The organism is Pseudomonas fungipugnans (genome assembly GCF_029955235.1).
GTDB classification, from domain to species: domain Bacteria; phylum Pseudomonadota; class Gammaproteobacteria; order Pseudomonadales; family Pseudomonadaceae; genus Aquipseudomonas; species Aquipseudomonas fungipugnans.
In genome coordinates, this window is sequence record NZ_JARBWL010000001.1 from 2,776,437 (window position 1) to 2,797,846 (window position 21,410).

At 59.3% G+C, this 21,410-nt stretch carries 23 protein-coding genes; 5 read left to right on the forward strand and 18 right to left on the reverse strand.

What is annotated here, in order from left to right; translation table 11 throughout:
* Nucleotides 1-6 precede the first annotated feature (6 nt).
* Genes POF45_RS11570 through POF45_RS11590 form a run of 5 tightly spaced genes read right to left on the reverse strand, consistent with a single transcriptional unit; the run spans nucleotide 7 to nucleotide 5,225 of the window.
* The gene (locus tag POF45_RS11570) at nucleotides 7-3,114 is read right to left on the reverse strand and encodes a pilus assembly protein (protein ID WP_282315714.1); all 3,108 of its coding nucleotides are present in this window, start codon (nucleotides 3,112-3,114) and stop codon (nucleotides 7-9) included.
* A complete protein-coding gene (locus tag POF45_RS11575) occupies nucleotides 3,101-3,571 on the reverse strand; it encodes a pilus assembly PilX family protein (RefSeq protein WP_259496727.1) in 471 nt (156 codons plus the stop codon). Before POF45_RS11575 ends, POF45_RS11570 begins: the two co-directional genes overlap by 14 nt.
* 24 nt (nucleotides 3,572-3,595) lie before the next feature.
* On the reverse strand, nucleotides 3,596-4,309 hold the full coding sequence (locus POF45_RS11580) for a PilW family protein (protein ID WP_259496728.1): 714 nt from the start codon (nucleotides 4,307-4,309) through the stop codon (nucleotides 3,596-3,598).
* Nucleotides 4,306-4,755 carry a type IV pilus modification protein PilV gene (gene pilV / locus POF45_RS11585; RefSeq protein WP_259496729.1) on the reverse strand — a complete coding sequence of 150 codons (450 nt, stop codon included), beginning with the start codon at nucleotides 4,753-4,755 and terminating at the stop codon, nucleotides 4,306-4,308. Before pilV ends, POF45_RS11580 begins: the two co-directional genes overlap by 4 nt.
* Nucleotides 4,755-5,225: a GspH/FimT family pseudopilin gene (locus POF45_RS11590; protein ID WP_259496730.1), complete on the reverse strand. Its 471-nt coding sequence runs from the start codon at nucleotides 5,223-5,225 to the stop codon at nucleotides 4,755-4,757. The genes pilV and POF45_RS11590 overlap by 1 nt, the downstream gene beginning before the upstream one ends.
* Before the next feature lie 131 nt (nucleotides 5,226-5,356).
* On the opposite strand from POF45_RS11590, the gene POF45_RS11595 reads away from it, so the two are divergent.
* Nucleotides 5,357-5,905: a GspH/FimT family pseudopilin gene (locus tag POF45_RS11595; protein ID WP_259503271.1), complete on the forward strand. Its 549-nt coding sequence runs from the start codon at nucleotides 5,357-5,359 to the stop codon at nucleotides 5,903-5,905.
* On the opposite strand, the gene ispH is transcribed toward POF45_RS11595, so the two are convergent.
* The 6 genes from ispH to murJ all read right to left on the reverse strand — a co-directional run bounded on the left by ispH (nucleotide 5,882) and on the right by murJ (nucleotide 13,412).
* Complete coding sequence (ispH, locus tag POF45_RS11600) at nucleotides 5,882-6,829, reverse strand: 4-hydroxy-3-methylbut-2-enyl diphosphate reductase (RefSeq protein WP_259496731.1); 948 nt, start codon at nucleotides 6,827-6,829, stop codon at nucleotides 5,882-5,884. The genes POF45_RS11595 and ispH overlap by 24 nt on opposite strands.
* 175 nt (nucleotides 6,830-7,004) lie before the next feature.
* Entirely contained in the window at nucleotides 7,005-7,442 is a 438-nt protein-coding gene (gene fkpB, locus POF45_RS11605) for an FKBP-type peptidyl-prolyl cis-trans isomerase (protein WP_259503272.1), read from the reverse strand.
* Between the two features lie 7 nt (nucleotides 7,443-7,449).
* On the reverse strand, nucleotides 7,450-7,962 hold the full coding sequence (gene lspA, locus POF45_RS11610; RefSeq protein ID WP_259496732.1) for a signal peptidase II: 513 nt from the start codon (nucleotides 7,960-7,962) through the stop codon (nucleotides 7,450-7,452).
* The gene (gene ileS, locus POF45_RS11615; RefSeq protein WP_282315715.1) at nucleotides 7,955-10,786 is read right to left on the reverse strand and encodes an isoleucine--tRNA ligase; all 2,832 of its coding nucleotides are present in this window, start codon (nucleotides 10,784-10,786) and stop codon (nucleotides 7,955-7,957) included. Before ileS ends, lspA begins: the two co-directional genes overlap by 8 nt.
* 13 nt (nucleotides 10,787-10,799) lie before the next feature.
* Nucleotides 10,800-11,744 carry a bifunctional riboflavin kinase/FAD synthetase gene (ribF, locus tag POF45_RS11620; RefSeq protein ID WP_259496735.1) on the reverse strand — a complete coding sequence of 315 codons (945 nt, stop codon included), beginning with the start codon at nucleotides 11,742-11,744 and terminating at the stop codon, nucleotides 10,800-10,802.
* Nucleotides 11,745-11,873: 129 nt separating this feature from the next.
* A complete protein-coding gene (gene murJ, locus POF45_RS11625; RefSeq protein WP_259496737.1) occupies nucleotides 11,874-13,412 on the reverse strand; it encodes a murein biosynthesis integral membrane protein MurJ in 1,539 nt (512 codons plus the stop codon).
* A 252-nt stretch (nucleotides 13,413-13,664) separates the two neighbouring features.
* On the opposite strand from murJ, the gene rpsT reads away from it, so the two are divergent.
* Entirely contained in the window at nucleotides 13,665-13,943 is a 279-nt protein-coding gene (rpsT, locus tag POF45_RS11630; protein WP_008154937.1) for a 30S ribosomal protein S20, read from the forward strand.
* Between the two features lie 185 nt (nucleotides 13,944-14,128).
* On the opposite strand, the gene POF45_RS11635 is transcribed toward rpsT, so the two are convergent.
* From POF45_RS11635 to rplU, 5 genes are all read right to left on the reverse strand, one after another.
* Complete coding sequence (locus POF45_RS11635) at nucleotides 14,129-14,593, reverse strand: CreA family protein (RefSeq protein WP_259496738.1); 465 nt, start codon at nucleotides 14,591-14,593, stop codon at nucleotides 14,129-14,131.
* 16 nt (nucleotides 14,594-14,609) lie between these two features.
* Entirely contained in the window at nucleotides 14,610-15,728 is a 1,119-nt protein-coding gene (gene proB, locus POF45_RS11640; protein WP_259503274.1) for a glutamate 5-kinase, read from the reverse strand.
* Nucleotides 15,729-15,851: 123 nt separating this feature from the next.
* On the reverse strand, nucleotides 15,852-17,075 hold the full coding sequence (gene cgtA, locus POF45_RS11645) for an Obg family GTPase CgtA (protein WP_259496741.1): 1,224 nt from the start codon (nucleotides 17,073-17,075) through the stop codon (nucleotides 15,852-15,854).
* A gap of 193 nt (nucleotides 17,076-17,268) precedes the next feature.
* The gene (rpmA, locus tag POF45_RS11650) at nucleotides 17,269-17,544 is read right to left on the reverse strand and encodes a 50S ribosomal protein L27 (RefSeq protein WP_046048788.1); all 276 of its coding nucleotides are present in this window, start codon (nucleotides 17,542-17,544) and stop codon (nucleotides 17,269-17,271) included.
* A 34-nt stretch (nucleotides 17,545-17,578) separates the two neighbouring features.
* On the reverse strand, nucleotides 17,579-17,893 hold the full coding sequence (gene rplU, locus POF45_RS11655) for a 50S ribosomal protein L21 (RefSeq protein ID WP_003443915.1): 315 nt from the start codon (nucleotides 17,891-17,893) through the stop codon (nucleotides 17,579-17,581).
* Nucleotides 17,894-18,133: 240 nt separating this feature from the next.
* Here rplU and POF45_RS11660 point away from each other — a divergent pair, with 240 nt between their 5' ends.
* The 3 genes from POF45_RS11660 to POF45_RS11670 all read left to right on the forward strand — a co-directional run bounded on the left by POF45_RS11660 (nucleotide 18,134) and on the right by POF45_RS11670 (nucleotide 20,099).
* Nucleotides 18,134-19,102 (forward strand): polyprenyl synthetase family protein, encoded by a 969-nt coding sequence (locus POF45_RS11660; RefSeq protein ID WP_259496745.1) that lies wholly within the window; start codon nucleotides 18,134-18,136, stop codon nucleotides 19,100-19,102.
* Between the two features lie 191 nt (nucleotides 19,103-19,293).
* Nucleotides 19,294-19,635 carry a zinc ribbon domain-containing protein YjdM gene (locus POF45_RS11665; protein WP_025108781.1) on the forward strand — a complete coding sequence of 114 codons (342 nt, stop codon included), beginning with the start codon at nucleotides 19,294-19,296 and terminating at the stop codon, nucleotides 19,633-19,635.
* A gap of 206 nt (nucleotides 19,636-19,841) precedes the next feature.
* Nucleotides 19,842-20,099, forward strand: a complete 258-nt coding sequence (locus POF45_RS11670) for a PA4570 family protein (protein WP_259496747.1) — start codon at nucleotides 19,842-19,844, stop codon at nucleotides 20,097-20,099.
* Between the two features lie 132 nt (nucleotides 20,100-20,231).
* Here POF45_RS11670 and bamJ read toward each other — a convergent pair whose 3' ends face one another.
* Nucleotides 20,232-20,849 carry a BamJ family beta-barrel-assembly machinery protein gene (bamJ, locus tag POF45_RS11675; RefSeq protein ID WP_259496749.1) on the reverse strand — a complete coding sequence of 206 codons (618 nt, stop codon included), beginning with the start codon at nucleotides 20,847-20,849 and terminating at the stop codon, nucleotides 20,232-20,234.
* A 121-nt stretch (nucleotides 20,850-20,970) separates the two neighbouring features.
* A complete protein-coding gene (locus tag POF45_RS11680) occupies nucleotides 20,971-21,282 on the reverse strand; it encodes a DUF6482 family protein (RefSeq protein ID WP_259496750.1) in 312 nt (103 codons plus the stop codon).
* Between the last annotated feature and the right edge of the window lie 128 nt (nucleotides 21,283-21,410).

Genomic DNA, 21,410 nt, shown 5'->3' on the forward strand with positions numbered 1-21,410 from the left:
TCTCACTTACTGTATTTGTCGCCACATGATACGACGGCTACCGCCGCCGGCTTGTTCCACCAGTGAAGTGACTCCACCGCTGGAGTCGTTCACGATCTTGCGGCCCCCGCCGTTGACGATGGCATTCAAGGTCGGGATACCGCCGGTGAAAATCACCCCGCTGGAAATCGTATCGGTACTGTCGACCAGACTGTCACCATTGGTGTCGAGTACCGCGTAGTTGAGCATCTTACCGGTGAACGCATCCAGCTCGATCAGTTTGCCCGTACCAAAACTTGCGCAAGGGTCGGTGGTGTCGACGCTGGCCGTAGTAAAGATGATCCGGCCCAACACCAGGCTGGCCTGACTGATCACCCGCTCTCCGGTCAGCACGCTGTTGTACACCAGCGGCAAGTACCAGCCCTTCTGTGCGGGATACGTTGTCGCATTCTGCGACGTGGTAATGAACTGCCCGCCAGCAGTGCCCGTGAACACCCCGGTAATCGCCTGAGCCTGCAAATTGGCAACCGTAATCTGCCCCGCCCCGCCGACGGCATCCCATATCGCGTAAAACCCTTGTTGAGCCGTGTTGGTCTTGTCTGCGGTCTCGATGAATTTGCCTGTGCCGAAAAACACTTCCGTGCCGCCCAGGGAATTGGCCGCCAGCAACGGCTGCGCGGTAATTGGCTGGGTACTGCCGCCGGGCGTCGTGAACAAAGGTGCCCCGGAAAACGCGACAGCCCAGGAGCTGGGGGTTGCGCTGCTCAGGTCAAACTTCCACATGCGCCCGTTCAGATCACCGCCATAGGCCGCCTGCACAACGTTCTGCGAGTTGACGACAAGCTTCACCGAAGACAGGCCGTTGGTGGTTTCCGCTGGATTGATGACGATTTCCCTGATCAACGAACCGTCGCGAATATCCACCACGTATAACGCTGCCACACCCGAGTTACTGCCGTAACCATTGGAAATGAACGCCGCCCAACGTCCATCCGCCAAGCGTGCCACTTCCGGGCGAGCGTAGGCGTAACCCAGATCATTGAAAACGTTGGTCGTGCTCGCGGTGGCGGGCGCGCTGATTTCCCACAACGCCTTGTATACGTTCCCTGCCGAGGCATCGAACAACTGAACGGCATAAAACGTCTTGCCGCCCGCCCCTACGCCGCCCAGGGCAAGGGTCTTCCAGGCGCTGTTGAGCTGGGTGTCGTACACCCCGACCTGCCCGTCCACCAGGAACTTGTGGCTCACACCGTTGATGTAGGCCGGATCGGCAATGTAGCGCAATGACGGCAGCACGCTCGAAGGCATGTAGGCGTAGATCCGGGCGCCATTGGCCGCATTGATGACATTGAGAAATCCGTCGTTGGCGTTCACCACCAGGCTGGCAGTCATGTTGGCCGCCTTGGTCGCCAGGTAAGCGGTGTAGGTACTGTCGCCCACCAGGTCCGAAGCCGTTTGAGTGGTGGGTGACGCCAGTGCCAGCGGCGAGTCGATAATGTCTCCCAGCAACACCGTGCGTACTTTCAACCCGGTCTTGTTGGTGCCCTTGCTCCACTCCACCAGATCGTTGCCGACAATCCCGGTGGGCAGGCTCAGGCCGAGCGTCGTCTGCTGGGCCGGGGAAAAGTTGGCATAGGCGAGCGTGATCGCGGCGTTGCTCAGGGTGTTCCAGGACTGATAGATGGGCGCGGTTGCACCCGGCACGATGACGGTGTCAGTGGTCCACTGCACGGAGGCGGTATTGACCGAACCAGTAGACGTGAAACCGAAGGACTTGATCGTCCCGCGCCAGTCCTTTGGGTCGTAACTGGTCTGGTAATAACTCGATCCGGTGGTCACCGTCGCGCCACTGGTGACACCACTCCCGCCGGACCCGGCCTTGGAGGTGATATTGCTCAGTGCCGATGACAACGCGGTATTGAGGCCGGCGGCATCGTTGGCCTGATAGTAAATACCCTGCCCGTATGTGGCGGCATCCGACAACATCTGATTGCTGGAGGTGAATCCAACGGTGTAGGTGTTCATGTTTTGCTTGGGGAAATCCGCCGCCCCCCAGCTTTTACCCGCCAGATCCGTGCCGGTGGAGCGCATGTCGATGTCAAAGGCGAATTTGGCGATGTCATCCAGATAGAGCGTGTCGCCCTCGTCATCGCCGTTGAGGTTGGTACCGTCGTTGTTGATGCCATCCCAGTTCGGCAATCGGGTCCCGCCCAGTGGGTCATTGGTCGGGAATGTGCGGTCGTAAGTGGGCAAGCCATCGGTGACTACCACGCCGTAGTTTTTCTGGCAGCGATATTGAATGGGGCTGGTATAGGTGGTTGGTGTCGAGTTGTAGTAAGGCGTCATGCCTCGCATGTAGCGGGTAATTTCGTAATAGGTTTCGGCCAGCGGCGTATTGGCTATGGCACTCAAACCGTTGATGGCACTGATCAGGGCGTTGTAGTTGGCATCGGCCTGGGGCTGGGTCACGCTCCCGTTGACCACGGCCAGATCACTGATGGAGCGTGCGATGTAACCGCCATTGGCAGGGCTGTTATTGGTGGGTGGATTGAAGGTGGACAGGCCGAAACGCAGGCCCCGGTTACTGGTTATCAACGCCGTGGAGACATTGCGCGCCACGTTGATCCGGTAGTCGTTGGGGATCGAGCCTGTGGTGAAATCCCGGTTACTGCCGTTGGCCAGCCCCACCAGGTACGAAAGGTAATCACCGGTATAGCGCGTGTTGCCGTTACCCACCGGATCGGGAAGTTTCAGGCACTGCGGGACCAGGTTGTTGTTGTAGAACGCGAAATAACCGCTGGAACAGCCGGAGGTCGGCAGACTGGAAAGGAAAATCGTATCCCCGACGAGACTGGTATAACTCAGACACAATCCCAGAAACGAATTGCATTGCCGCGCCGGTGTGCGCCCGACCACCGTCGGATCGAAACCCGTCGCATAGATGATGGTATTCATGCTGCCGGAGTCGTCGATCAGCAACATCACGTTCGGCGGCACGGCAGCAGCGCTCAACAGCGGTGAATCCGATGGCGTGAAGGCATAGGCCGGCGCCGACAGATACAGCCCCAGCAACATGCCCACGAGCAGCTGTAACCAGCCTCGGCGCCAGCCAGAGCGGGCGTCAATATTTGGCATAGATGCTCTCCACCACACTGCGAATGTTGTTACCGACAATGCCCACCGCAGTCACGCGATACAACGTCGCCGAGGTGTTGCTGGGCACATTGACAGCAGTCAGGGTGGTGCCAATGTTCTGTACCCCGTAAAACCCGGCGCCTGCGGCAACCCAGGTCACACCTGAGGTTGAGTTGACCCCGGCAGCGGCCACGGTCGAAGATTCTGCGGGCGGCGCGCATTGAACAGTGCTGGCACACACCGCCTGCGAATACGTGGACAGTTGCACCGCACTTTCACCGATACGCAGCGTTGCTTCGGCCAATTGAAATGACTGATTACGCAGGGCCACACTGCCGGACATTTTTTCCTGCAGCGTCGCGTTCTGCATCGACGAAATGCCGATCAGCGTCAGCAACAGCAGAAACACCAGACTGACCAGCAACGCCATGCCCTGCTGGGTACTTGCCATTTTCATGGGTGTCCTCATACGTTCGCCACCCTACTGAAGCCGGTTGCGCAAGGCGGCAACCACATTGAAGGTCTGATTGCGTACGCCATTCAGAGGGTCGCTCAAGGTCAAGGTCAGGCGAACGCTGCGGATCAGGGCGGGATTGCTCGGATTGGCGCTGTAACTGGACGCCGCGACATCGGTGGTGCTGGTGGCCATGCCGAACATCACCCCAAAGGCATTGACGTTACTCACCAGCACTGCCGTAACGGGCGTACCTGATCCGCTGGTCATCAATATCTGGTTGTTGCTGAACGTGTAGATCAGCCGCCGGATCGGAAACGCGATTTGCCCGGCGGCGGGTGTGCTGGCCCCGGTGTAGGCCGTGGCGCTGTTGCGGCAATCGGAGACGACGGTCCAGTTCGGCGTGCCGCCATTGCTGCCGACATCAGCCGTCACCAGCGTGAGTTTGAGATTGGTGTTGTCCCAACTGATCGGTGTGATCAGGGCCGCGTTGAAATCCCCCGCAGAACTGGCATCGGTCACCGCCCCCAGGCAACCGAACATGCCCACCCCACGAATTTCCTGAATCATCTTGCTCAGCACAAAACGCGCGTCCTCCTGCATCCCGGCCGACGCGTTCTGGCTGACGAAGGTCTTTTTGGCCGAGATGAAAATCTGCACCACACCCAGCACCACGACCAGGCTCAACGCCATCGCGATGATCAGCTCGACCAGCCCAAAACCTCTGGAGAGCTTGTTCATGGGCCACTCACCGGATCGACCGTGGCACGGCTGGTCAGCACAAAACTGCGCAGCGTACCGGTGGCGTTGGCTGCCCGGGAGTCATCCCAGGTGATGGTGATGGTGTACACCCGCAGATTCAGGGTGATGGTGCCGGTCGCCGTGGGGCCGCCAAAATTGACGATATTGGTGGTGAAGTCATACAGGTCCTGATCCCTGGCAATGCTCAGGTTGCCCGCCGTCGGTGGCGTGACGGTGTAGTCGGCGCCGGAATTGGCACGGATACGGTCCATCATGTCGTAGGCAATGAAACTCGCCTGACTGCTCATCAGCGAGCTGTCAGTGTATTTGAGCGCATTGAGCTGAATCGCCGCCGCGCCCAGCACTCCCACGGTCAGAATCAGTAACGCGACCAGCAATTCGATCAGCGTCATGCCCTCCTGTGCACGCTTGCTCCCTTGAATCATCAGCAACTTCCACCCAATTGAATTCGTCCGTTCAGACACACCGTCAGCGTCCTGCTTTGCGCCCCCAGCACATAGCTGATCACTACCGTCGTGGACGGTGCCGACAACCCACCCAGATTGTTGAAATCGACGGTGGTCACACCTGAGGTTAGCGTCAGAGTCGCACCACTGCTCATCGCCGGAACAACCCGCAATACATTGGCCGGTGTGCCAGTACTGTCATAGACCGACAGCTCGCCGCTCCAGACACTGCCTCCGGCCGTCGGCCGAATGCGCGTGGTGATTCCGCGATCAATGGCCTCGAGCCGGGCGTAGTTGAGGCCGCGCTGCAAGTCGCTGATTTCCGTATCCGCGCGCGAGCGTTGCACGGCGCTGGTAAATGCCGGCACCGCCAGGGTCAGGAGAACGGCCATCACCGCCAGCGTGGTGAGCAACTCCACCAGCGTGAAACCTTTTGAACGATGATCCATCGATGCCCTCCGTTGCCGTCAGCTATACCTGCCTCTACACGCTAGAACATTCGACCGGCCTGCGTACGGTTGATTTGCCATTACTCGCGCAAGGATTGTGCGAGCCGCAACACTCCTTGGAGAGAGATGACATGCGTCAGCACGGTTTCAGCCTGATCGAACTGCTTATGGGACTGGCGATTGTCGGGATTGTTCTACAACTGGTCAGTCCGGCTTACGGGGCACTCATACAATCACACCATCGCGAGCTGGCGGCGAAATCTCTGGCAAGCGGCCTGCGCAACGCTCGCACCGAAGCCATTGCACGCAACCAGACCGTCGTTGTTCACGGCGTCGACAATGACTGGAGCCAAGGCTGGCGGATGATTCTGGATTTGAACGGCAAAGGGCATGAGGACAGCAGCAATCCGCTGCTTTTCGAGAGCCAGAGCAGCGCGCGGGTGCCGATTGTCGGCAATCGACCCGTCAGGAATTTCGTCAGATTCAGTAACCTGGGCGAACCGCTGTTGCCCAGCGGGGCCTTTCAGGCAGGGACATTGCACATCTGCGCAGCTCGCGAGCCGGTGAGTCAGCTCCAGGTGGTGCTGGCCCGGACCGGCCGCGTCAGCCTGCGTAGCGAAAAAGCCGAGCAGGCATTGTGCGTGGGAGGCGAAGACTCAGAGCAGAGAGCGGACGCGTAACTCTTTGGGCATGGAGAAGGTGATGTTCTCCTCGCGACCGGCCAGCTCGTCGGCACCGACGGCGCCCCAAGCCTGCAGCTGCTGGATCACCCCACGCACCAGCACTTCCGGGGCTGAAGCACCCGCAGTGATGCCAATGCGCTCAACGCCATCGAACCAGCTCTTTTGCAGGTCTTCGGCGCCATCGATCAGGTAGGCCGGGGTAGCCATGCGTTCGGCCAGCTCACGCAGACGATTGGAGTTGGAACTGTTCGGGCTGCCGACCACCAACACCACATCGCATTCGTCGGCCAGTTGCTTGACCGCATCCTGACGGTTTTGCGTGGCGTAGCAGATGTCGTCCTTGCGCGGACCACCGATGGCCGGGAAACGGGCACGCAGGGCGTCGATCACGCGGCTGGTGTCGTCCATGGACAAGGTGGTCTGGGTCACGAACGCGAGTTTTTCCGGGTTGTGCACTTGCAGTGACGCGACGTCTTTCTCGTCTTCGACCAGGTAGATCGCGCCACCATTGCTGCCGTCGTACTGGCCCATGGTGCCTTCGACTTCCGGGTGACCGGCGTGGCCGATCAGGATGCACTCACGACCGTCACGGCTGTAGCGCGCGACTTCGATATGCACCTTTGTAACCAGCGGACAGGTTGCGTCGAACACTTTCAGGCCACGGCCGGCGGCTTCGGTACGCACGGCCTGGGAAACGCCGTGGGCACTGAAGATCACGATGACGTCGTCCGGCACCTGATCCAGTTCCTCGACAAAGATAGCCCCGCGGGCGCGCAGGTCTTCGACGACGAATTTGTTGTGAACCACTTCGTGGCGCACGTAGATCGGCGGCCCGAATACTTCAAGGGCGCGGTTGACGATTTCGATCGCCCGGTCCACGCCGGCGCAGAAACCACGGGGGTTGGCGAGTTTGATTTGCATGCTGTGCCTCGTGTCTTGCGCGCAAGAAATAGTGGTGCCTGCCTGTTGACCGGACACAAGGTCCGAGAACAGTGATGATTACAGGTGGGAGCGAGCTTGCTCGCGATGGCGCAGTGTCAGTCAACATCTATGTTGAATGTCAGCTACTCATCGCGAGCAAGCTCGCTCCCACAGGTTACAGCGCTTTGACGTTGATGATCTCGACGTCAAAGGTCAAGGTCTTGCCGGCCAACGGGTGGTTGAAGTCGATGGTCACTTGCGCGTCATCGAATTCCTTCACCACGCCAGGCAGCTCGGTATTGGCCGCATCGTTGAAGATCACCAGCAAACCGGGCGACAGCTCCATGTCCTGGAACTGCGAGCGCGGGATGATCTGTACGTTTTGCGGGTTGGGCTGGCCAAATGCGTTCTCGGGCTGAATGCTCAATGTACGCTTGTCGCCAGCCTTGAAGCCAAACAGTGCCGCTTCGAAACCTGGCAACAGGTTGCCGTCGCCGACCTTGAAGGTCGCCGGGGTTTTGTCGAAGGTGCTGTCGACGGTGTCGCCGTTCTCCAGGCGCAGTGCAAAGTGCAAAGTGACTTCCGTGTTCTGGCCAATGCGTTGCTCAGCCAATACCTGTTCAGTCATGAACGGTTTCTCCGGTTTTTTTACTTTTGAACATATCCAGCGCAAGCATGACAGCACCTACGCTGATGGCACTGTCGGCAAAATTGAACGCCGGGAAATACCAGCGGTTCTGCCAATGCACCAGAATGAAATCGATCACATGACCCAGGGCGATGCGGTCATACAGATTGCCCAGCGCGCCACCCAGCACCAGCGCCAGAGCGACGGCCAGCCAGGTTTCGTTGCGCCCCAGACGCTTTAGCCACACCACCAGCACCGCGCTGACCACGACCGCGATCAACGCAAACAACCAGCGCTGCCAGCCGGAGCTGTCGGCCAGGAAACTGAATGCCGCGCCAGTGTTGTAGGCCAGGGTCCAGCTGAACAAATCGGGGATCACCACGATTTGCTGATACATCTCAAGCTTGCCTTCGAAGTAGAACTTGCTGGCCTGGTCAATGACCAGGACCAGCACGCTCAACCACAGCCAGCTCAACCGTCCGAAACGGCCAGCAGCATTAGGCATAGTGACGTACCTCGCCGGCGCCGCTGATGTTGTCGACGCAACGACCGCAGATTTCCGGATGCTCCGGGTTCACGCCAACGTCTTCACGGCAGTGCCAGCAACGGGCGCACTTGGCGAAGGCCGACTTGACGATTTTCAGCTTCAGGCCGCTGACTTCGGTGACCACAGCATCGGCCGGAGCCTGTACAAATGGGGCAACGGTGGCGGTCGAGGTAATCAGTACGAAACGCAGTTCGTTGCTCAGCTTGGCCAGGTCGGCGCTCAGCGCTTCTTCGGCGAACAGGGTCACTTCGGCTTGCAGGTTGCCACCGACGGCCTTGGCCGCGCGCTGGATTTCCATTTCCTTGTTGACCGCGACCTTCACCGCCATGATCCGCTCCCAATAGGCGCGGCCCAGCTCGACGCCTTCCGGCAATTCGGTCAGGCCTTCGTACCAGGTGTTGAGCATCACCGATTCGTTGCGCTCGCCAGGCAGGTATTCCCACAGTTCGTCGGCGGTGAACGCCAGGATCGGTGCAATCCAGCGCACCAGCGCTTCACTGATGTGATACAGCGCGGTTTGCGCCGAACGGCGAGCCTTGCTGTTGGCGCCAGTGGTGTACTGACGATCCTTGATGATGTCCAGGTAGAAACCGCCCAGCTCCTGCACGCAGAAGTTGTGGATCTTGGAGTAGACGTTCCAGAAGCGGTATTCACCGTAGTGCTCTTGCAGCTCGCGTTGCAGCAGCAGGGTGCGGTCCACGGCCCAACGGTCCAGGGCGAGCATTTCCTCGGCCGGCAGGATGTCGGTGGCCGGGTTGAAACCGGTCAGGTTGGAGAGCAGGAAGCGCGCGGTGTTACGGATACGCCGGTAAGCGTCCGCACTGCGTTGCAGGATCTGATCGGAAACCGCCATTTCACCGGAGTAGTCGGTCGAAGCGACCCACAGACGCATGATGTCGGCGCCCAGGGTGTCGTTGACTTTCTGCGGCGCGATCACGTTGCCCAGGGACTTGGACATCTTGCGGCCCGCCTCGTCCACGGTGAAACCGTGGGTCAGCAGCTCGCGGTACGGCGCGTGGTTGTCGATGGCGCAACCGGTCAGCAACGAGGAGTGGAACCAGCCACGGTGTTGGTCCGAGCCTTCCAGGTACAGGTCGGCACGCGGACCGGTTTCGTGGCCCATCGGGTGCGAACCGCGCAGGACGTGCCAGTGCGTGGTACCCGAATCGAACCAGACGTCCAGGGTGTCACTGATCTTGTCGTACAGCGGCGCTTCGTCGCCCAGCAACTCGGCGGCGTCCATCTTGAACCAGGCTTCGATGCCTTCGACTTCGACGCGCTGGGCCACTTGTTCCATCAATTCAACGGTGCGTGGATGCAACTCGCCGCTTTCCTTGTTCAGGAAGAACGGGATCGGCACGCCCCAGTTGCGCTGACGGGAGATGCACCAGTCCGGACGGTTGGCGATCATCGAATGCAGACGCGCCTGGCCCCAGGCCGGAACGAATTTGGTCTCTTCAATGGCCTTGATCGCCCGCTTGCGCAGGGTTTCGCCGGTTGCTGGCTCTTTGTCCATGCCGATGAACCACTGCGCGGTGGCGCGGTAGATCAGCGGGGTCTTGTGACGCCAGCAGTGCATGTAGCTGTGTTCAATGACGGTGGTGTGCATCAGCGCACCGACTTCGGACAGTTTGTCGACGATCGCCGGGTTGGCTTTCCAGATGAACTGGCCGCCGAAGAACTCCAGCGACGTCGCGTACACGCCGTTGCTTTGCACCGGGTTGAGGATGTCGTCGTTGACCATGCCATAGGCTTTGCAGGTCACGAAGTCGTCCACGCCGTAGGCCGGGGCGGAGTGAACCACGCCAGTGCCAGCGCCCAGTTCAACATACTCGGCCAGGTAAACTGGCGACAGGCGATCGTAGAACGGGTGACGGAAGTTGATCAGCTCCAGCGCCTTGCCAGTAGTGGTCGCGATGACCGAGCCTTCCAGGCTGTAACGCGCCAGGCACGACTCGACCAGCTCTTCAGCCAGCACCAGCAGTTTGTCGCCGACGTCGACCAGGGCGTAGTTGAATTCCGGGTGAACGTTCAGCGCCTGGTTGGCCGGGATGGTCCACGGGGTGGTGGTCCAGATCACGATAGCGGCAGGCTTGGCCAGCGATGGCAGGCCGAACGCTTCAGCCAGTTTGGCTTCGTCGGCAATCGGGAATGCCACGTCGATGGTCGAGGACTTCTTGTTCTCGTACTCGACTTCTGCTTCGGCCAAGGCCGAACCGCAATCGAAGCACCAGTTCACAGGCTTGAGGCCCTTGAACACGAAACCGCCCTTGACGATTTCGGCGAGGGCGCGGATTTCACCGGCCTCGTTCTTGAAGTCCATGGTCTTGTACGGGTTGGCCCAGTCGCCCAGCACACCCAGACGGATGAACTCGGACTTCTGGCCTTCGATCTGCTCGGTGGCGTAGGCACGACACAGTTCGCGGGTATTGTCCGCGCCCAGGTTCTTGCCGTGGGTCACTTCGACCTTGTGTTCAATCGGCAGACCGTGGCAGTCCCAGCCCGGTACGTAGGGTGCGTCGAAGCCCGAAAGGGTTTTCGAGCGGATGATCATGTCCTTGAGAATCTTGTTCAGCGCATGACCGATGTGAATCGTGCCGTTGGCGTACGGAGGACCGTCGTGAAGTACGAACTTCGGACGATCCTTGCCAATCTCGCGCAACTTACCGTACAGGCCAATACTGTCCCAGCGCTGCAGAATCTGCGGTTCGCGCTGTGGCAGGCCGGCCTTCATTGGGAAGGCGGTGTCCGGAAGGTTTAGCGTGGCTTTATAGTCGGTCATTTAAGGCTCTTCATTAGCGATTGGCGCTATGGGTACGTGCAACTTCGGCACGGGCGGCGGCGACATCCGCGTTGATCGCCGTCTTAAGCGCCTCCAGAGAGGCGAAACGCTGCTCTTCACGCAGCTTGTGGTGGAAAACCACCGTCAAACGCCGGTCATACAAATCGCCGGCAAAATCTAAAAGATGCACTTCCAGGTGGGCCTTGCCATCACCCTGGACCGTTGGCCGCACGCCGATGTTGGCGACGCCTGGCCAGGTCTTGCCGTCGATGTCGACGTTGACCAGATACACCCCGGTCAACGGCACGCGACGGCGCTTGAGCTGCACGTTGGCCGTGGGCGTACCCAACTGGCGCGCCAGTTTCTGACCGTGCAACACCCGCCCCGCGATCCGGAACGGACGACCGAGCAAACGCTCGGCCAGGGTAAAATCGGCGGCGGCCAGGGCGTTGCGCACTTGCGTGCTGCTGACACGAATACCGTCCAGCTCGACAGTTTGTGCCGCCTCGACGGTAAAACCCTGCATCACACCGGCTTGTTGCAGGAAATCGAAATCCCCTACCCGATCGCACCCGAAACGGAAATCGTCACCGACCTCCAGATGCTGCACGCCCAGGCCGTCGACCAGAATGGTGTCGACAAATTCGCTGGCGCTGAGCTTGCTCAGACGCTGGTTGAAGGCCAGGCACAAGACCCGGTCGACACCTTCGTCGGCCAGCAATTGCAGCTTGTCCCGCAAGCGGGCCAGACGGGCCGGCGCAGTCTCGGGGGCAAAGAACTCCCGCGGCTGCGGCTCGAAAATCACCACGCAGCTGGGTACGTTCAACTCAAGCGCACGTTCACGCAGCCGGGCCAGGATAGCCTGGTGACCACGGTGAACACCGTCAAAGTTGCCAATAGTGGCGACACAGCCCCGATGCTGGGGGCGCAGGTTGTGGAGGCCTCGAACCAGCTGCATAACGCGCTTCTTGCTCATAAAGTGGTCGATTATAACCACACCCGGCGGCCGACGACAGGCAACACCGTAACCCAAAGTGATCGAGCCGACAAAACTGTCGGCCCGCCCGTGTTTATCGAGGTCGTAACCTCAGCTCAGCGCCTTGCGATTGAAGTCGCGCAGGCGGAAGCCCATCAGCAGCAACATGCCGAAATAGCTCACCACGCCCGCGACCACCAGAGCGCCCAGACGCATGAAGCGCTCCAGCATGTGGCCCTGGTCCCAGGCCGGCATGAAATGCATCCCGGCGAGCAACACCGCCGACATCACCAGCACTGCCACGACCAGCTTGAGCCCGAACTTTCCCCAGCCCGGCTGCGGCTGATACATCTGCTGCTTGCGCAGCTGATAAAACAGCAGCCCGGCATTGATACAGGCACCGGCGCTGATCGCCAAGGCCAGGCCAGCGTGAGCCAACGGGCCAATCAGCACCAGGTTGAACAGTTGAGTGATGATCAAGGTGAAAATCGCGATTTTTACCGGGGTGCGGATGTTTTGTTGCGCATAAAAGCCCGGCGCCAGCACCTTGATCACGATAATCCCGAGCAACCCGACAGAATATGCGACCAGCGCCCGCTGGGTCATGGAGGCATCAAACGCACTGAACTGACCGTACTGGAACAGCGAAACGGTCAACGGCTCCGCCAGAATTCCCAGCGCCAGGGAGCACGGCAGCACCAGCACGAAGCACAGGCGCAGGCCCCAGTCGAGAATGCGTGAATATTCGTGCCGGTCCTTGCTGGCGTAAGTCTTGGCCAGTGTCGGCAACAGAATCGTGCCCAGTGCCACGCCCAGCACACCGGACGGCAATTCCATCAGACGGTCGGCGTAATACATCCACGACACCGAACCGGCCACCAGAAACGACGCAAAAATGGTGTTGATGATCAGGGAAATCTGGCTCACGGACACACCAAGAATCGCCGGCAGCATCTGTTTCATCACGCGCCAGACGCCGCTGTCACGCAGATTCAAGCGTGGCAGCACCAGCATGCCGATCTTTTTCAGGTGTGGCAGTTGATAGAGCAACTGTGCCAGACCGCCCACCAGCACCGCCCAACCGAGCGCCATGACCGGCGGATTGAAATACGGGGTCAGGAACACCGAAAAAATAATCATGCTGACGTTGAGCAAGGTCGGCACAAACGCCGGCACCGAGAAACGGTTGTACGTATTGAGAATCGCACCGGCCAGCGACGACAGGGAGATCAGCAATATGTAGGGGAAAGTCACCCGCAGCAGGCTGGACGTCAGTTCGAATTTTTCCGGCGTGTCAGTGAAGCCCGGCGCCGTGGCCCAGATCACCCATGGCGCGGCGAGCATGCCCAACGCGGTGACCAGCGCCAGCACCAGGGTCAGCAGGCCCGAGACATAGGCGATGAACGTGCGTGTCGCCTCCTCGCCCTTCTGACTTTTGTATTCGGCCAGAATCGGCACAAACGCCTGGGAAAATGCCCCTTCGGCAAAGATTCGCCGCAGCAGATTGGGCAGCTTGAAGGCGATAAAGAAGGCGTCCGTCGCCATCCCCGCACCAAATGTACGAGCGATGAGGGTGTCACGAACGAAGCCCAAAACACGGGAAAGCATCGTGATAGAGCTGACGGCGGCCAACGATTTGAGCAGATTCATTGAAAGAGTTTGTGCCTGTCGATAAACAGCAGGCGAACAAAGCGCCTACTTATGCGATACTCCGCGCCGCAGCAGCACAGAGCCAAAGCTCGCGAGTTTACAGGTCAAGCGCCGGAAATAAATATCCCGCCTCTTTATACCTACCACTTAGCGGAACGTCTCAACCGCCCTTGACAAGACATCAACTCATCGGCATGATTCGCGGCCTATTTTGTTTGCTATTTCCTAAAAAGTCTTTCGAGGAGCTCGACGGTGGCCAACACACCTTCCGCCAAAAAACGTGCAAAACAGGCTGAGAAGCGTCGCAGCCACAACGCCAGCCTGCGTTCCATGGTTCGTACCTACATCAAGAATGTAGTTAAGGCCATCGACGCAAAAGACGCTGAAAAAGCTCAAGCAGCTTACGTTCTGGCTGTGCCAGTTATCGACCGTATGGCCGATAAAGGCATCATCCACAAGAACAAGGCAGCTCGTCATAAGAGCCGCCTGAACGGTCACGTCAAGGCTCTGAACCTTGCTGTTGCCGCATAAGCGATAAGCTTGTGAAAAAAACCGACCTTAGGGTCGGTTTTTTATTGCCTGCGATTCAGTGAGCCCACCACAAAAAAATGTGGGAGCGAGCCTGCTCGCGAAGGCGGCGCGTCAGCTCACTAATGCATAAACTGACACACTGCCTTCGCGAGCAGGCTCGCTCCCACACTTGGATCTTCTTTAACTTATTGAGCGTGCGTCCACGGCAGAATCGGAATCGCCGTTACCGCATTCTGCGGACTACCCTCGATCAAACGATCGCTGTAGACCAGGTAAACCAGCGTATTGCGCTTCTTGTCGAGGAACCGCACCACCTGCATGGTCTTGAACACCAGCGAAGTGCGCTCCTTGAACACCTCTTCACCATCCTTCAGCTCGCCCTTGAAGCTGATCGGGCCGACCTGGCGGCAAGCGATGGACGCCTCGGCGCGATCTTCAGCCAGACCCAACCCGCCTTTCACGCCGCCAGTCTTGGCACGGGACAGATAGCAGGTCACACCGTCGACCTTGGGATCATCGAAAGCCTCGACCACGATCCGGTCATTCGGGCCGACGAACTTGAACACCGTCGACACCTGGCCAATTTCTTCGGCCGAGGCCAGCAGCGGCATTGCCAACAGCAGCCCCATCAATCCTTTTGCGATGCGCATTGAGGTATTCCTTCCTTCAGACCAGGATCAGGTTATCGCGATGGACCAGTTCCGGCTCCGCCATGTAACCCAACAGACCGACAATCGCCTCTGACGACTGCCCAATGATTTTTTGTGCTTCCAGCGCACTGTAGTTGGCCAGGCCACGAGCGATCTCTCGACCGTCCGGCGCCACGCAGACCACCATCTCACCACGACGGAAGCTGCCCTGGACCAACTTGACGCCAACCGGCAGCAAACTCTTGTTGCCTTGAGACAGCGCCGTAACAGCACCCTCGTCCAGCACCAGCGTGCCACGGGTTTGCAGATGCCCCGCCAGCCACTGCTTGCGCGCCGCCAGCATGCCGCGCTCAGGCGACAGCAGCGTACCGATGCGCTCGCCCGCCTTGAGGCGATCCAGCACGCGTTCCAGACGCCCACCGACGATGATGGTGTGCGCACCGGAGCGCGCCGCCAGACGCGCTGCACGCAGCTTGGTCTGCATGCCGCCACGACCGAGCGCGCCGCCCGTACCGCCCGCCACCGCATCCAGCGCCGGATCATCGGCACGCGCCTCGTAAATCAGCTTGGCATCCGGATTGTTGCGCGGATCGGCGTCGAACATGCCATCGCGATCCGTCAGGATCACCAGCAGATCAGCTTCGACCAGGTTGGCCACCAGCGCCGCCAGCGTATCGTTGTCGCCGAAACGGATTTCGTCGGTGACCACGGTGTCGTTCTCGTTGATCACTGGAATGACCTTGAGCTCCACCAGTGCGCGCAGGGTGCTGCGGGCATTGAGGTAGCGCTTGCGATCGGACAAGTCATCGTGAGTCAGGAGAATCTGCGCAGTGTGCCGGCCATGCTCGCCGAAGCTCGACTCCCAGGCCTGCACCAACCCCATCTGGCCGATGGCGGCAGCAGCCTGCAATTCGTGCATTGCACTGGGTCGTACGGTCCAGCCCAGACGGCTCATGCCGGCCGCCACCGCCCCGGAGGACACCAGCACCAGCTCGACGCCCGCCTCATGCAAGGCCACCATCTGTTCAACCCAGACACCCATTGCCGCGCGATCCAGGCCCTTGCCGTCCGCCGTCAGCAAAGCGCTGCCGATTTTCACGACCCAACGCTGCGCACCTGTCACCTTGCTCCGCATCATCTTCAACCCTAGCTTGAGGACAGCGCGACCCAGCGCTGCCCATGACGTTATTCGTGACTACCGATTTCCAGATACCAAAACGCCGCTCGATTGAGCGGCGTTCAAGTTTACTGCAACGAATCAGTCGCGCACGTAAATGATTTCCGGACCGTCTTCATCATCCACATCTTCTTCGTCCCAGTCATCGTCGCCGATGTCGTGGACCGACTTCACGCCGCTGCGACGCAGGGCACGCTGATCATCCAGCGCCTGCAACTGAGCACGGGCTTCGTCTTCGATACGCTGATCGAGGTCGGCCAGCTCTTCCTTGTAAGCCGGGTCGTTGGCCAGGCGGTCGGCACGATCTTCCATGTAACGCATGATGTCGTGGCACAGACGCTCGGTACCCAGCTTGGAGATGGCCGAGATCACGTAGACCGGACCAGTCCATTCCAGGCGATCGACGATTTCCTTGACGCGAGCATCGTGCTCTTCTTCAAGGATCTGGTCGCACTTGTTCAGCACCAACCAGCGATCACGCTCGGCCAGGGACGGGCTGAACTTGGTCAGTTCGCTGACGATCACTTCAGCGGCATCCGGTGCGCTGGCGTCATCCAGCGGCGCCATGTCCACGAGGTGCAGCAGCAAACGGGTACGCGACAAGTGCTTGAGGAAGCGAATCCCCAGGCCCGCGCCGTCGGAAGCACCTTCGATCAGGCCCGGAATGTCCGCGACCACGAAGCTCTTCCAGCGATCAACACTGACCACGCCCAGGTTCGGCACCAGCGTGGTGAACGGGTAGTCGGCAACTTTCGGCTTGGCGGCCGATACCGAGCGGATGAAGGTACTTTTGCCGGCGTTCGGCAAACCCAGCAGACCGACGTCGGCCAGCACTTTCATTTCCAGCTTGAGGTCACGCGCCTCACCCGGCTTACCCGGAGTGGTCTGACGCGGAGCGCGGTTGGTACTGGATTTGAAACGGGTGTTACCCAGGCCGTGCCAGCCGCCATGAGCCACCAGCAGACGCTGGCCGGCCTTGGTCAGGTCGCCGATCACTTCCTGGGTAGCGGAGTCGATTACCGTGGTGCCGACCGGCACGCGCAGCACCAACTCTTCACCTTTCCTGCCGGTGCAGTCAGTGCTGCCGCCGTTGGAACCGCGCTCGGCATCGAAGTGCCGGGTGTAACGGTAGTCCACCAGGGTGTTGAGGTTTTCGTCGGCAATCATGTAGACCGAACCGCCGTCGCCACCGTCGCCGCCGTTAGGGCCGCCATTTTCAATGAATTTCTCGCGACGGAAGCTCATGCAACCGTTGCCGCCGTCGCCGGCTTTTACTCGAATCGATACTTCATCAACAAACTTCATAACAAAACGCCTCTCGTCATACGGACGAGCCGAAAAAATCTAGACATAAGACTCTTGCAAAAATGAGCGCAGCGACCTCAATCAACGACCGCAAATCCAGCGCTGGAGCCCATCACAAACAGCTTTGCAAGAGACTCACCCCACAAACGAAAAAGCCCCGTCGCAAGACAGGGCTTTTCCAGCAACTACGTAATTATGCCGCGACGACTGCAGTCTTCGGGACAATGCTCACGTAACGGCGGTTGAAAGCGCCTTTTACTTCGAACTTGATCACGCCGTCGATTTTAGCGAACAGAGTGTGATCTTTGCCCATGCCAACGCCGTAGCCAGCGTGGAATTGGGTGCCGCGCTGACGCACGATGATGTTGCCCGGAATGATAACCTGGCCGCCATACATCTTCACGCCAAGGCGTTTGGCTTCTGAGTCGCGACCGTTACGGGTACTACCACCAGCTTTTTTGTGTGCCATGAGTCAATTCTCCTAGTGAGGAATTAGGCTGAAATTAAGCCTGAATACCGGTGATTTTGATCTCGGTGTACCACTGGCGGTGGCCCATACGCTTCATGTGGTGCTTACGACGACGGAACTTGATGATGCGGATTTTATCGTGACGACCTTGGGAGATCACTTCAGCCACAACGGTAGCGCCAGGAACAACTGGAGCGCCGATATTCACGTCGTCGCCATTGGCAACCAACAGAACGCGATCAAAAGTCACGGATTCGCCGGTAGCGATTTCCAGTTTTTCGATCTTCAGGTATTCACCTGGAGCAACTTTGTACTGCTTGCCACCAGTAACGATTACTGCATAAGACATGGTATTTCTCCGATAATCCTGCTCACCCAGCTCTTTATAAGAAGAGGTATTGGCTGGCATGGCTGCATTGGGCTGGAAGGCCCGATTGCAATTGCGTAAGGCAGGTGCTGCCCAGGAAGTTCAGGGTGCGCGATTGTACGCAAGGCAGCAGAAGCTTGCAAGGGGCCGTCCATCGCGCCTTGACAGGCCCGGACGTGGGTCCTAGCATGCCGCGCAACCCTTCTGGAGCAACTGTCGCTGATGCAACCCCAAGCTTTCTACCGCGCGGTGGCGGACGATTTTAGCGCCGTCGACGGCATCATCAAGAAGCAGCTGACTTCCCGAGTGCCGCTGGTATCGAAAATCGGCGACTACATTACCTCGGCCGGCGGTAAACGCCTGCGTCCTTTATTAGTGCTGCTGTGTGGCAAGGCCCTGGGCCGCGAAGGCGATGACCTGCGCCTGCTGGCCGCTACTATCGAATTCCTGCACACCGCCACCCTGCTGCACGATGACGTCGTCGACATGTCCGGCATGCGCCGCGGTCGCTCGACTGCCAACGCCATGTGGGGCAACGCGCCAAGCGTGCTGGTGGGCGACTTCCTGTATTCGCGCTCCTTCGAAATGATGGTCGAGCTGGGCTCCATGCCAGTGATGAAGATCCTTTCCCAGGCCACGCGCATCATCGCTGAAGGCGAAGTGTTGCAGCTGTCGAAGGTCCGTGACGCCAGCACCACCGAAGAAACCTACATGGAAGTCATCCGCGGCAAGACCGCGATGCTCTTCGAGGCCTCGACCCACAGCGCGGCAGCCCTGTGTGAAGCCACACCGGAGCAGAGCGAAGCGCTGCGTACTTTCGGTGATCACCTGGGCGTGGCTTTCCAGCTGGTCGATGACCTGCTCGATTACAAAGGCGACGCGCAAACCCTGGGCAAGAACGTCGGTGACGACCTGGCCGAAGGCAAGCCGACCCTGCCGTTGATCTACACCATGCGCGAAGGCACACCCGAACAGGCGGCACTGGTGCGCCAGGCGATCCAGAAAGGCGGCATTGAAGACCTGGAGAGCATTCGCGAGGCCGTTGAGGCGTCTGGCTCGCTGGAATATACCGCGCAGCTGGCCCGCGACTACGTCGCCCGGGCGATCAAGTGCCTTGAAGCGCTGCCAGCCAGTGAATATCGTGATGCACTGGTTGAGTTGAGCGAGTTTGCGGTAGCTCGTACGCACTGAAGCCATCTGGTGCAAACCAGCTCTTGTGGGAGCTGGCTTGCCTGCGATGGCATCATCGCAGCGCATCTGACTCACCGAGGCGCCTGCATCGCGGGCAAGCCCGGCTCCCACAAGGATAGCGTTGCCCCACCTCCTGGCTAAAACCCTATACAATGTGCGACTTTTAGCGATCCTCAATCCAAGGAGCCTTAGTGAGCACGTTGCCACCCTGCCCGAAATGCAATTCCGAATACACCTACGAAGACGGCGCACAGCTGATCTGCCCCGAGTGCGCCCACGAGTGGTCCGCCAGCGGCGAAGCTGAAGTGGCGTCCGACGACGCCGTGAAAAAGGATTCGGTGGGCAACGTCCTGCAGGACGGCGACACCATCACCGTGATCAAGGACCTCAAGGTCAAGGGCACGTCGCTGGTGGTCAAGGTCGGCACCAAGGTCAAGAACATCCGCCTGTGCGATGGCGATCACGACATCGACTGCAAGATCGACGGCATCGGCCCGATGAAGCTCAAGTCCGAGTTCGTCAGAAAGGTCTGAACCTGTTGTTTTCCATCCCGCGCCTGCTGCGGGATGGAGCTTCGCCCGCCCCGCCGCCTCCTCGCATTTCCTCGCAATAGCCAAACGCCAGTCGTTTTGACCTTACGCAATTTTTACCCACAAAAAAGCACAAACCGCCAATAGGCGCTTGCTATTTGATGAATAAGAATTATTCTCATTGAAACCCTTTCAATGGAGATGAACCCATGACTTATTTGATCGATGCCTGGCTGGACCGCCCACACCCTTATCTGAGGATTCTGCATCGGGAAACCGGAGAAGTCTGTGCGGTACTGGAAGAAGAGGCCCTGCACGAGTTGCAGGATCAAGGTGATCTGGATGTCAGCGGCTTGAGTTCCAGCGAACCGGTGGTGCTCAAGGAGCTGGTGCGTAACCTGTTTCTGTTCTGCTATGCCCGGGCGTTGCGTCCGACCAGCGAACTGAACCATAAGATCGAACTATGAGACACCGCAAAAAACTGTGGGAGCGGGCTTGCTCGCGAAGAGGTCATGACATCCAACATCATTGTTGACTGAAACACCGCCTTCGCGAGCAGGGTCGCTCCCACATCAGCCCGACGTTACATCGGGCAGGTCTTACAGAACGTCCAGCAACTCGACGTCGAATACCAGAACGCTGTGCGGCGGGATGCTGCCAACGCCTTGAGCGCCGTAAGCCAGTTCGCTCGGCACGTACAGACGCCATTTGCTGCCGGCATTCATCAGTTGCAGGGCTTCGGTCCAGCCGGCGATCACGCCGCCAACCGGGAACTCTGCAGGCTGGCCACGCTCGTAGGAGCTGTCGAACACAGTGCCGTCGATCAGGGTGCCGTGGTAGTGAGTACGCACTTGATCTTCACGGGTCGGCTTGGCGCCTTCACCGGCAGTCAGCACTTCAAATTGCAGGCCGGAAGCCAGGGTGGTGATGCCGTCACGCTTGGCGTTTTCAGCCAGGAAAGCCAGACCTTCGCCAGCAGCCGCTTCAGCCTTGGCAGCCGCTTCGGCTTGCATGATTTCGCGGATAACCTTGAAGCTGGCGGACATTTCTTCCTGGCCAACACGGCTTTCCTTGCCGGCGAAGGCGTCGGTCAGGCCAACCAGGATCGCGTCCAGGCTGACGCCCGGTGGCGGGTTGTCGCGCAGTTGATCGCCCAACTGACGGCCAATGCCGTAGCTGACGCGGGTTTCGTCGGTGGACAGATTTACTTCGGACATGACACTGCTCCGCTGTGCGGACGGCCCGGGAACTTGCCGTGCGTGCACAGCGCGTCCCGGAACGCCCGGAACCAAAAGGGCCAGCAGACTAGCACAGATGCCACGGGGTTGATCAGGGCCGTCAGCTCGACCACGCCGAGTGGAAGCTGATCGGCACTTTCAGACTCTCTTCGGCGCTCGCGCCGAGCCCGCACATTTCATCATGCACCGAGGTGTGGATCAGATGAAAAGGCAGTTTGGGCATGGCCTGAAGGACCTGGCGGGCATGCTCGACGGAACGCAGGTGGAAGGTTTTACCGTGGCCGTCATCCAGCGCATACGCCGAACCGTGCATTCGGGCCTCAAGCACGTAGATACCGCCTTCCAGCGAGATCAGGTTGAGCTCATCGACTTTTCCGGCGATGGCATACGCATTCAACTCTTGCAGGTTCATGAACGCACCTCACAAAGTGGTGGACCAAGACCCCTACACACTTATGCCTCGACGCTACAAAGCACAACCCGCAAACGCCACCGCTTGTCTGTTTCGGAAAATAATCCTGTAGCGAGCGAGCTTGCTCG

What these genes read in the sequence shown, in the direction of transcription:
- POF45_RS11570 (WP_282315714.1), bottom strand. Translation starts at nt 3,114, where the DNA reads ATGCCAAATATTGACGCCCGCTCTGGCTGGCGCCGAGGCTGGTTACAG.
- POF45_RS11575 (WP_259496727.1), bottom strand. Translation starts at nt 3,571, where the DNA reads ATGAAAATGGCAAGTACCCAGCAGGGCATGGCGTTGCTGGTCAGTCTG.
- POF45_RS11580 (WP_259496728.1), bottom strand. Translation starts at nt 4,309, where the DNA reads ATGAACAAGCTCTCCAGAGGTTTTGGGCTGGTCGAGCTGATCATCGCG.
- pilV (WP_259496729.1), bottom strand. Translation starts at nt 4,755, where the DNA reads ATGATTCAAGGGAGCAAGCGTGCACAGGAGGGCATGACGCTGATCGAA.
- POF45_RS11590 (WP_259496730.1), bottom strand. Translation starts at nt 5,225, where the DNA reads ATGGATCATCGTTCAAAAGGTTTCACGCTGGTGGAGTTGCTCACCACG.
- POF45_RS11595 (WP_259503271.1), top strand. Translation starts at nt 5,357, where the DNA reads ATGCGTCAGCACGGTTTCAGCCTGATCGAACTGCTTATGGGACTGGCG.
- ispH (WP_259496731.1), bottom strand. Translation starts at nt 6,829, where the DNA reads ATGCAAATCAAACTCGCCAACCCCCGTGGTTTCTGCGCCGGCGTGGAC.
- lspA (WP_259496732.1), bottom strand. Translation starts at nt 7,962, where the DNA reads ATGCCTAATGCTGCTGGCCGTTTCGGACGGTTGAGCTGGCTGTGGTTG.
- ileS (WP_282315715.1), bottom strand. Translation starts at nt 10,786, where the DNA reads ATGACCGACTATAAAGCCACGCTAAACCTTCCGGACACCGCCTTCCCA.
- ribF (WP_259496735.1), bottom strand. Translation starts at nt 11,744, where the DNA reads ATGCAGCTGGTTCGAGGCCTCCACAACCTGCGCCCCCAGCATCGGGGC.
- murJ (WP_259496737.1), bottom strand. Translation starts at nt 13,412, where the DNA reads ATGAATCTGCTCAAATCGTTGGCCGCCGTCAGCTCTATCACGATGCTT.
- POF45_RS11635 (WP_259496738.1), bottom strand. Translation starts at nt 14,593, where the DNA reads ATGCGCATCGCAAAAGGATTGATGGGGCTGCTGTTGGCAATGCCGCTG.
- proB (WP_259503274.1), bottom strand. Translation starts at nt 15,728, where the DNA reads ATGCGGAGCAAGGTGACAGGTGCGCAGCGTTGGGTCGTGAAAATCGGC.
- cgtA (WP_259496741.1), bottom strand. Translation starts at nt 17,075, where the DNA reads ATGAAGTTTGTTGATGAAGTATCGATTCGAGTAAAAGCCGGCGACGGC.
- rpmA (WP_046048788.1), bottom strand. Translation starts at nt 17,544, where the DNA reads ATGGCACACAAAAAAGCTGGTGGTAGTACCCGTAACGGTCGCGACTCA.
- rplU (WP_003443915.1), bottom strand. Translation starts at nt 17,893, where the DNA reads ATGTCTTATGCAGTAATCGTTACTGGTGGCAAGCAGTACAAAGTTGCT.
- POF45_RS11660 (WP_259496745.1), top strand. Translation starts at nt 18,134, where the DNA reads ATGCAACCCCAAGCTTTCTACCGCGCGGTGGCGGACGATTTTAGCGCC.
- POF45_RS11670 (WP_259496747.1), top strand. Translation starts at nt 19,842, where the DNA reads ATGACTTATTTGATCGATGCCTGGCTGGACCGCCCACACCCTTATCTG.
- bamJ (WP_259496749.1), bottom strand. Translation starts at nt 20,849, where the DNA reads ATGTCCGAAGTAAATCTGTCCACCGACGAAACCCGCGTCAGCTACGGC.
- POF45_RS11680 (WP_259496750.1), bottom strand. Translation starts at nt 21,282, where the DNA reads ATGAACCTGCAAGAGTTGAATGCGTATGCCATCGCCGGAAAAGTCGAT.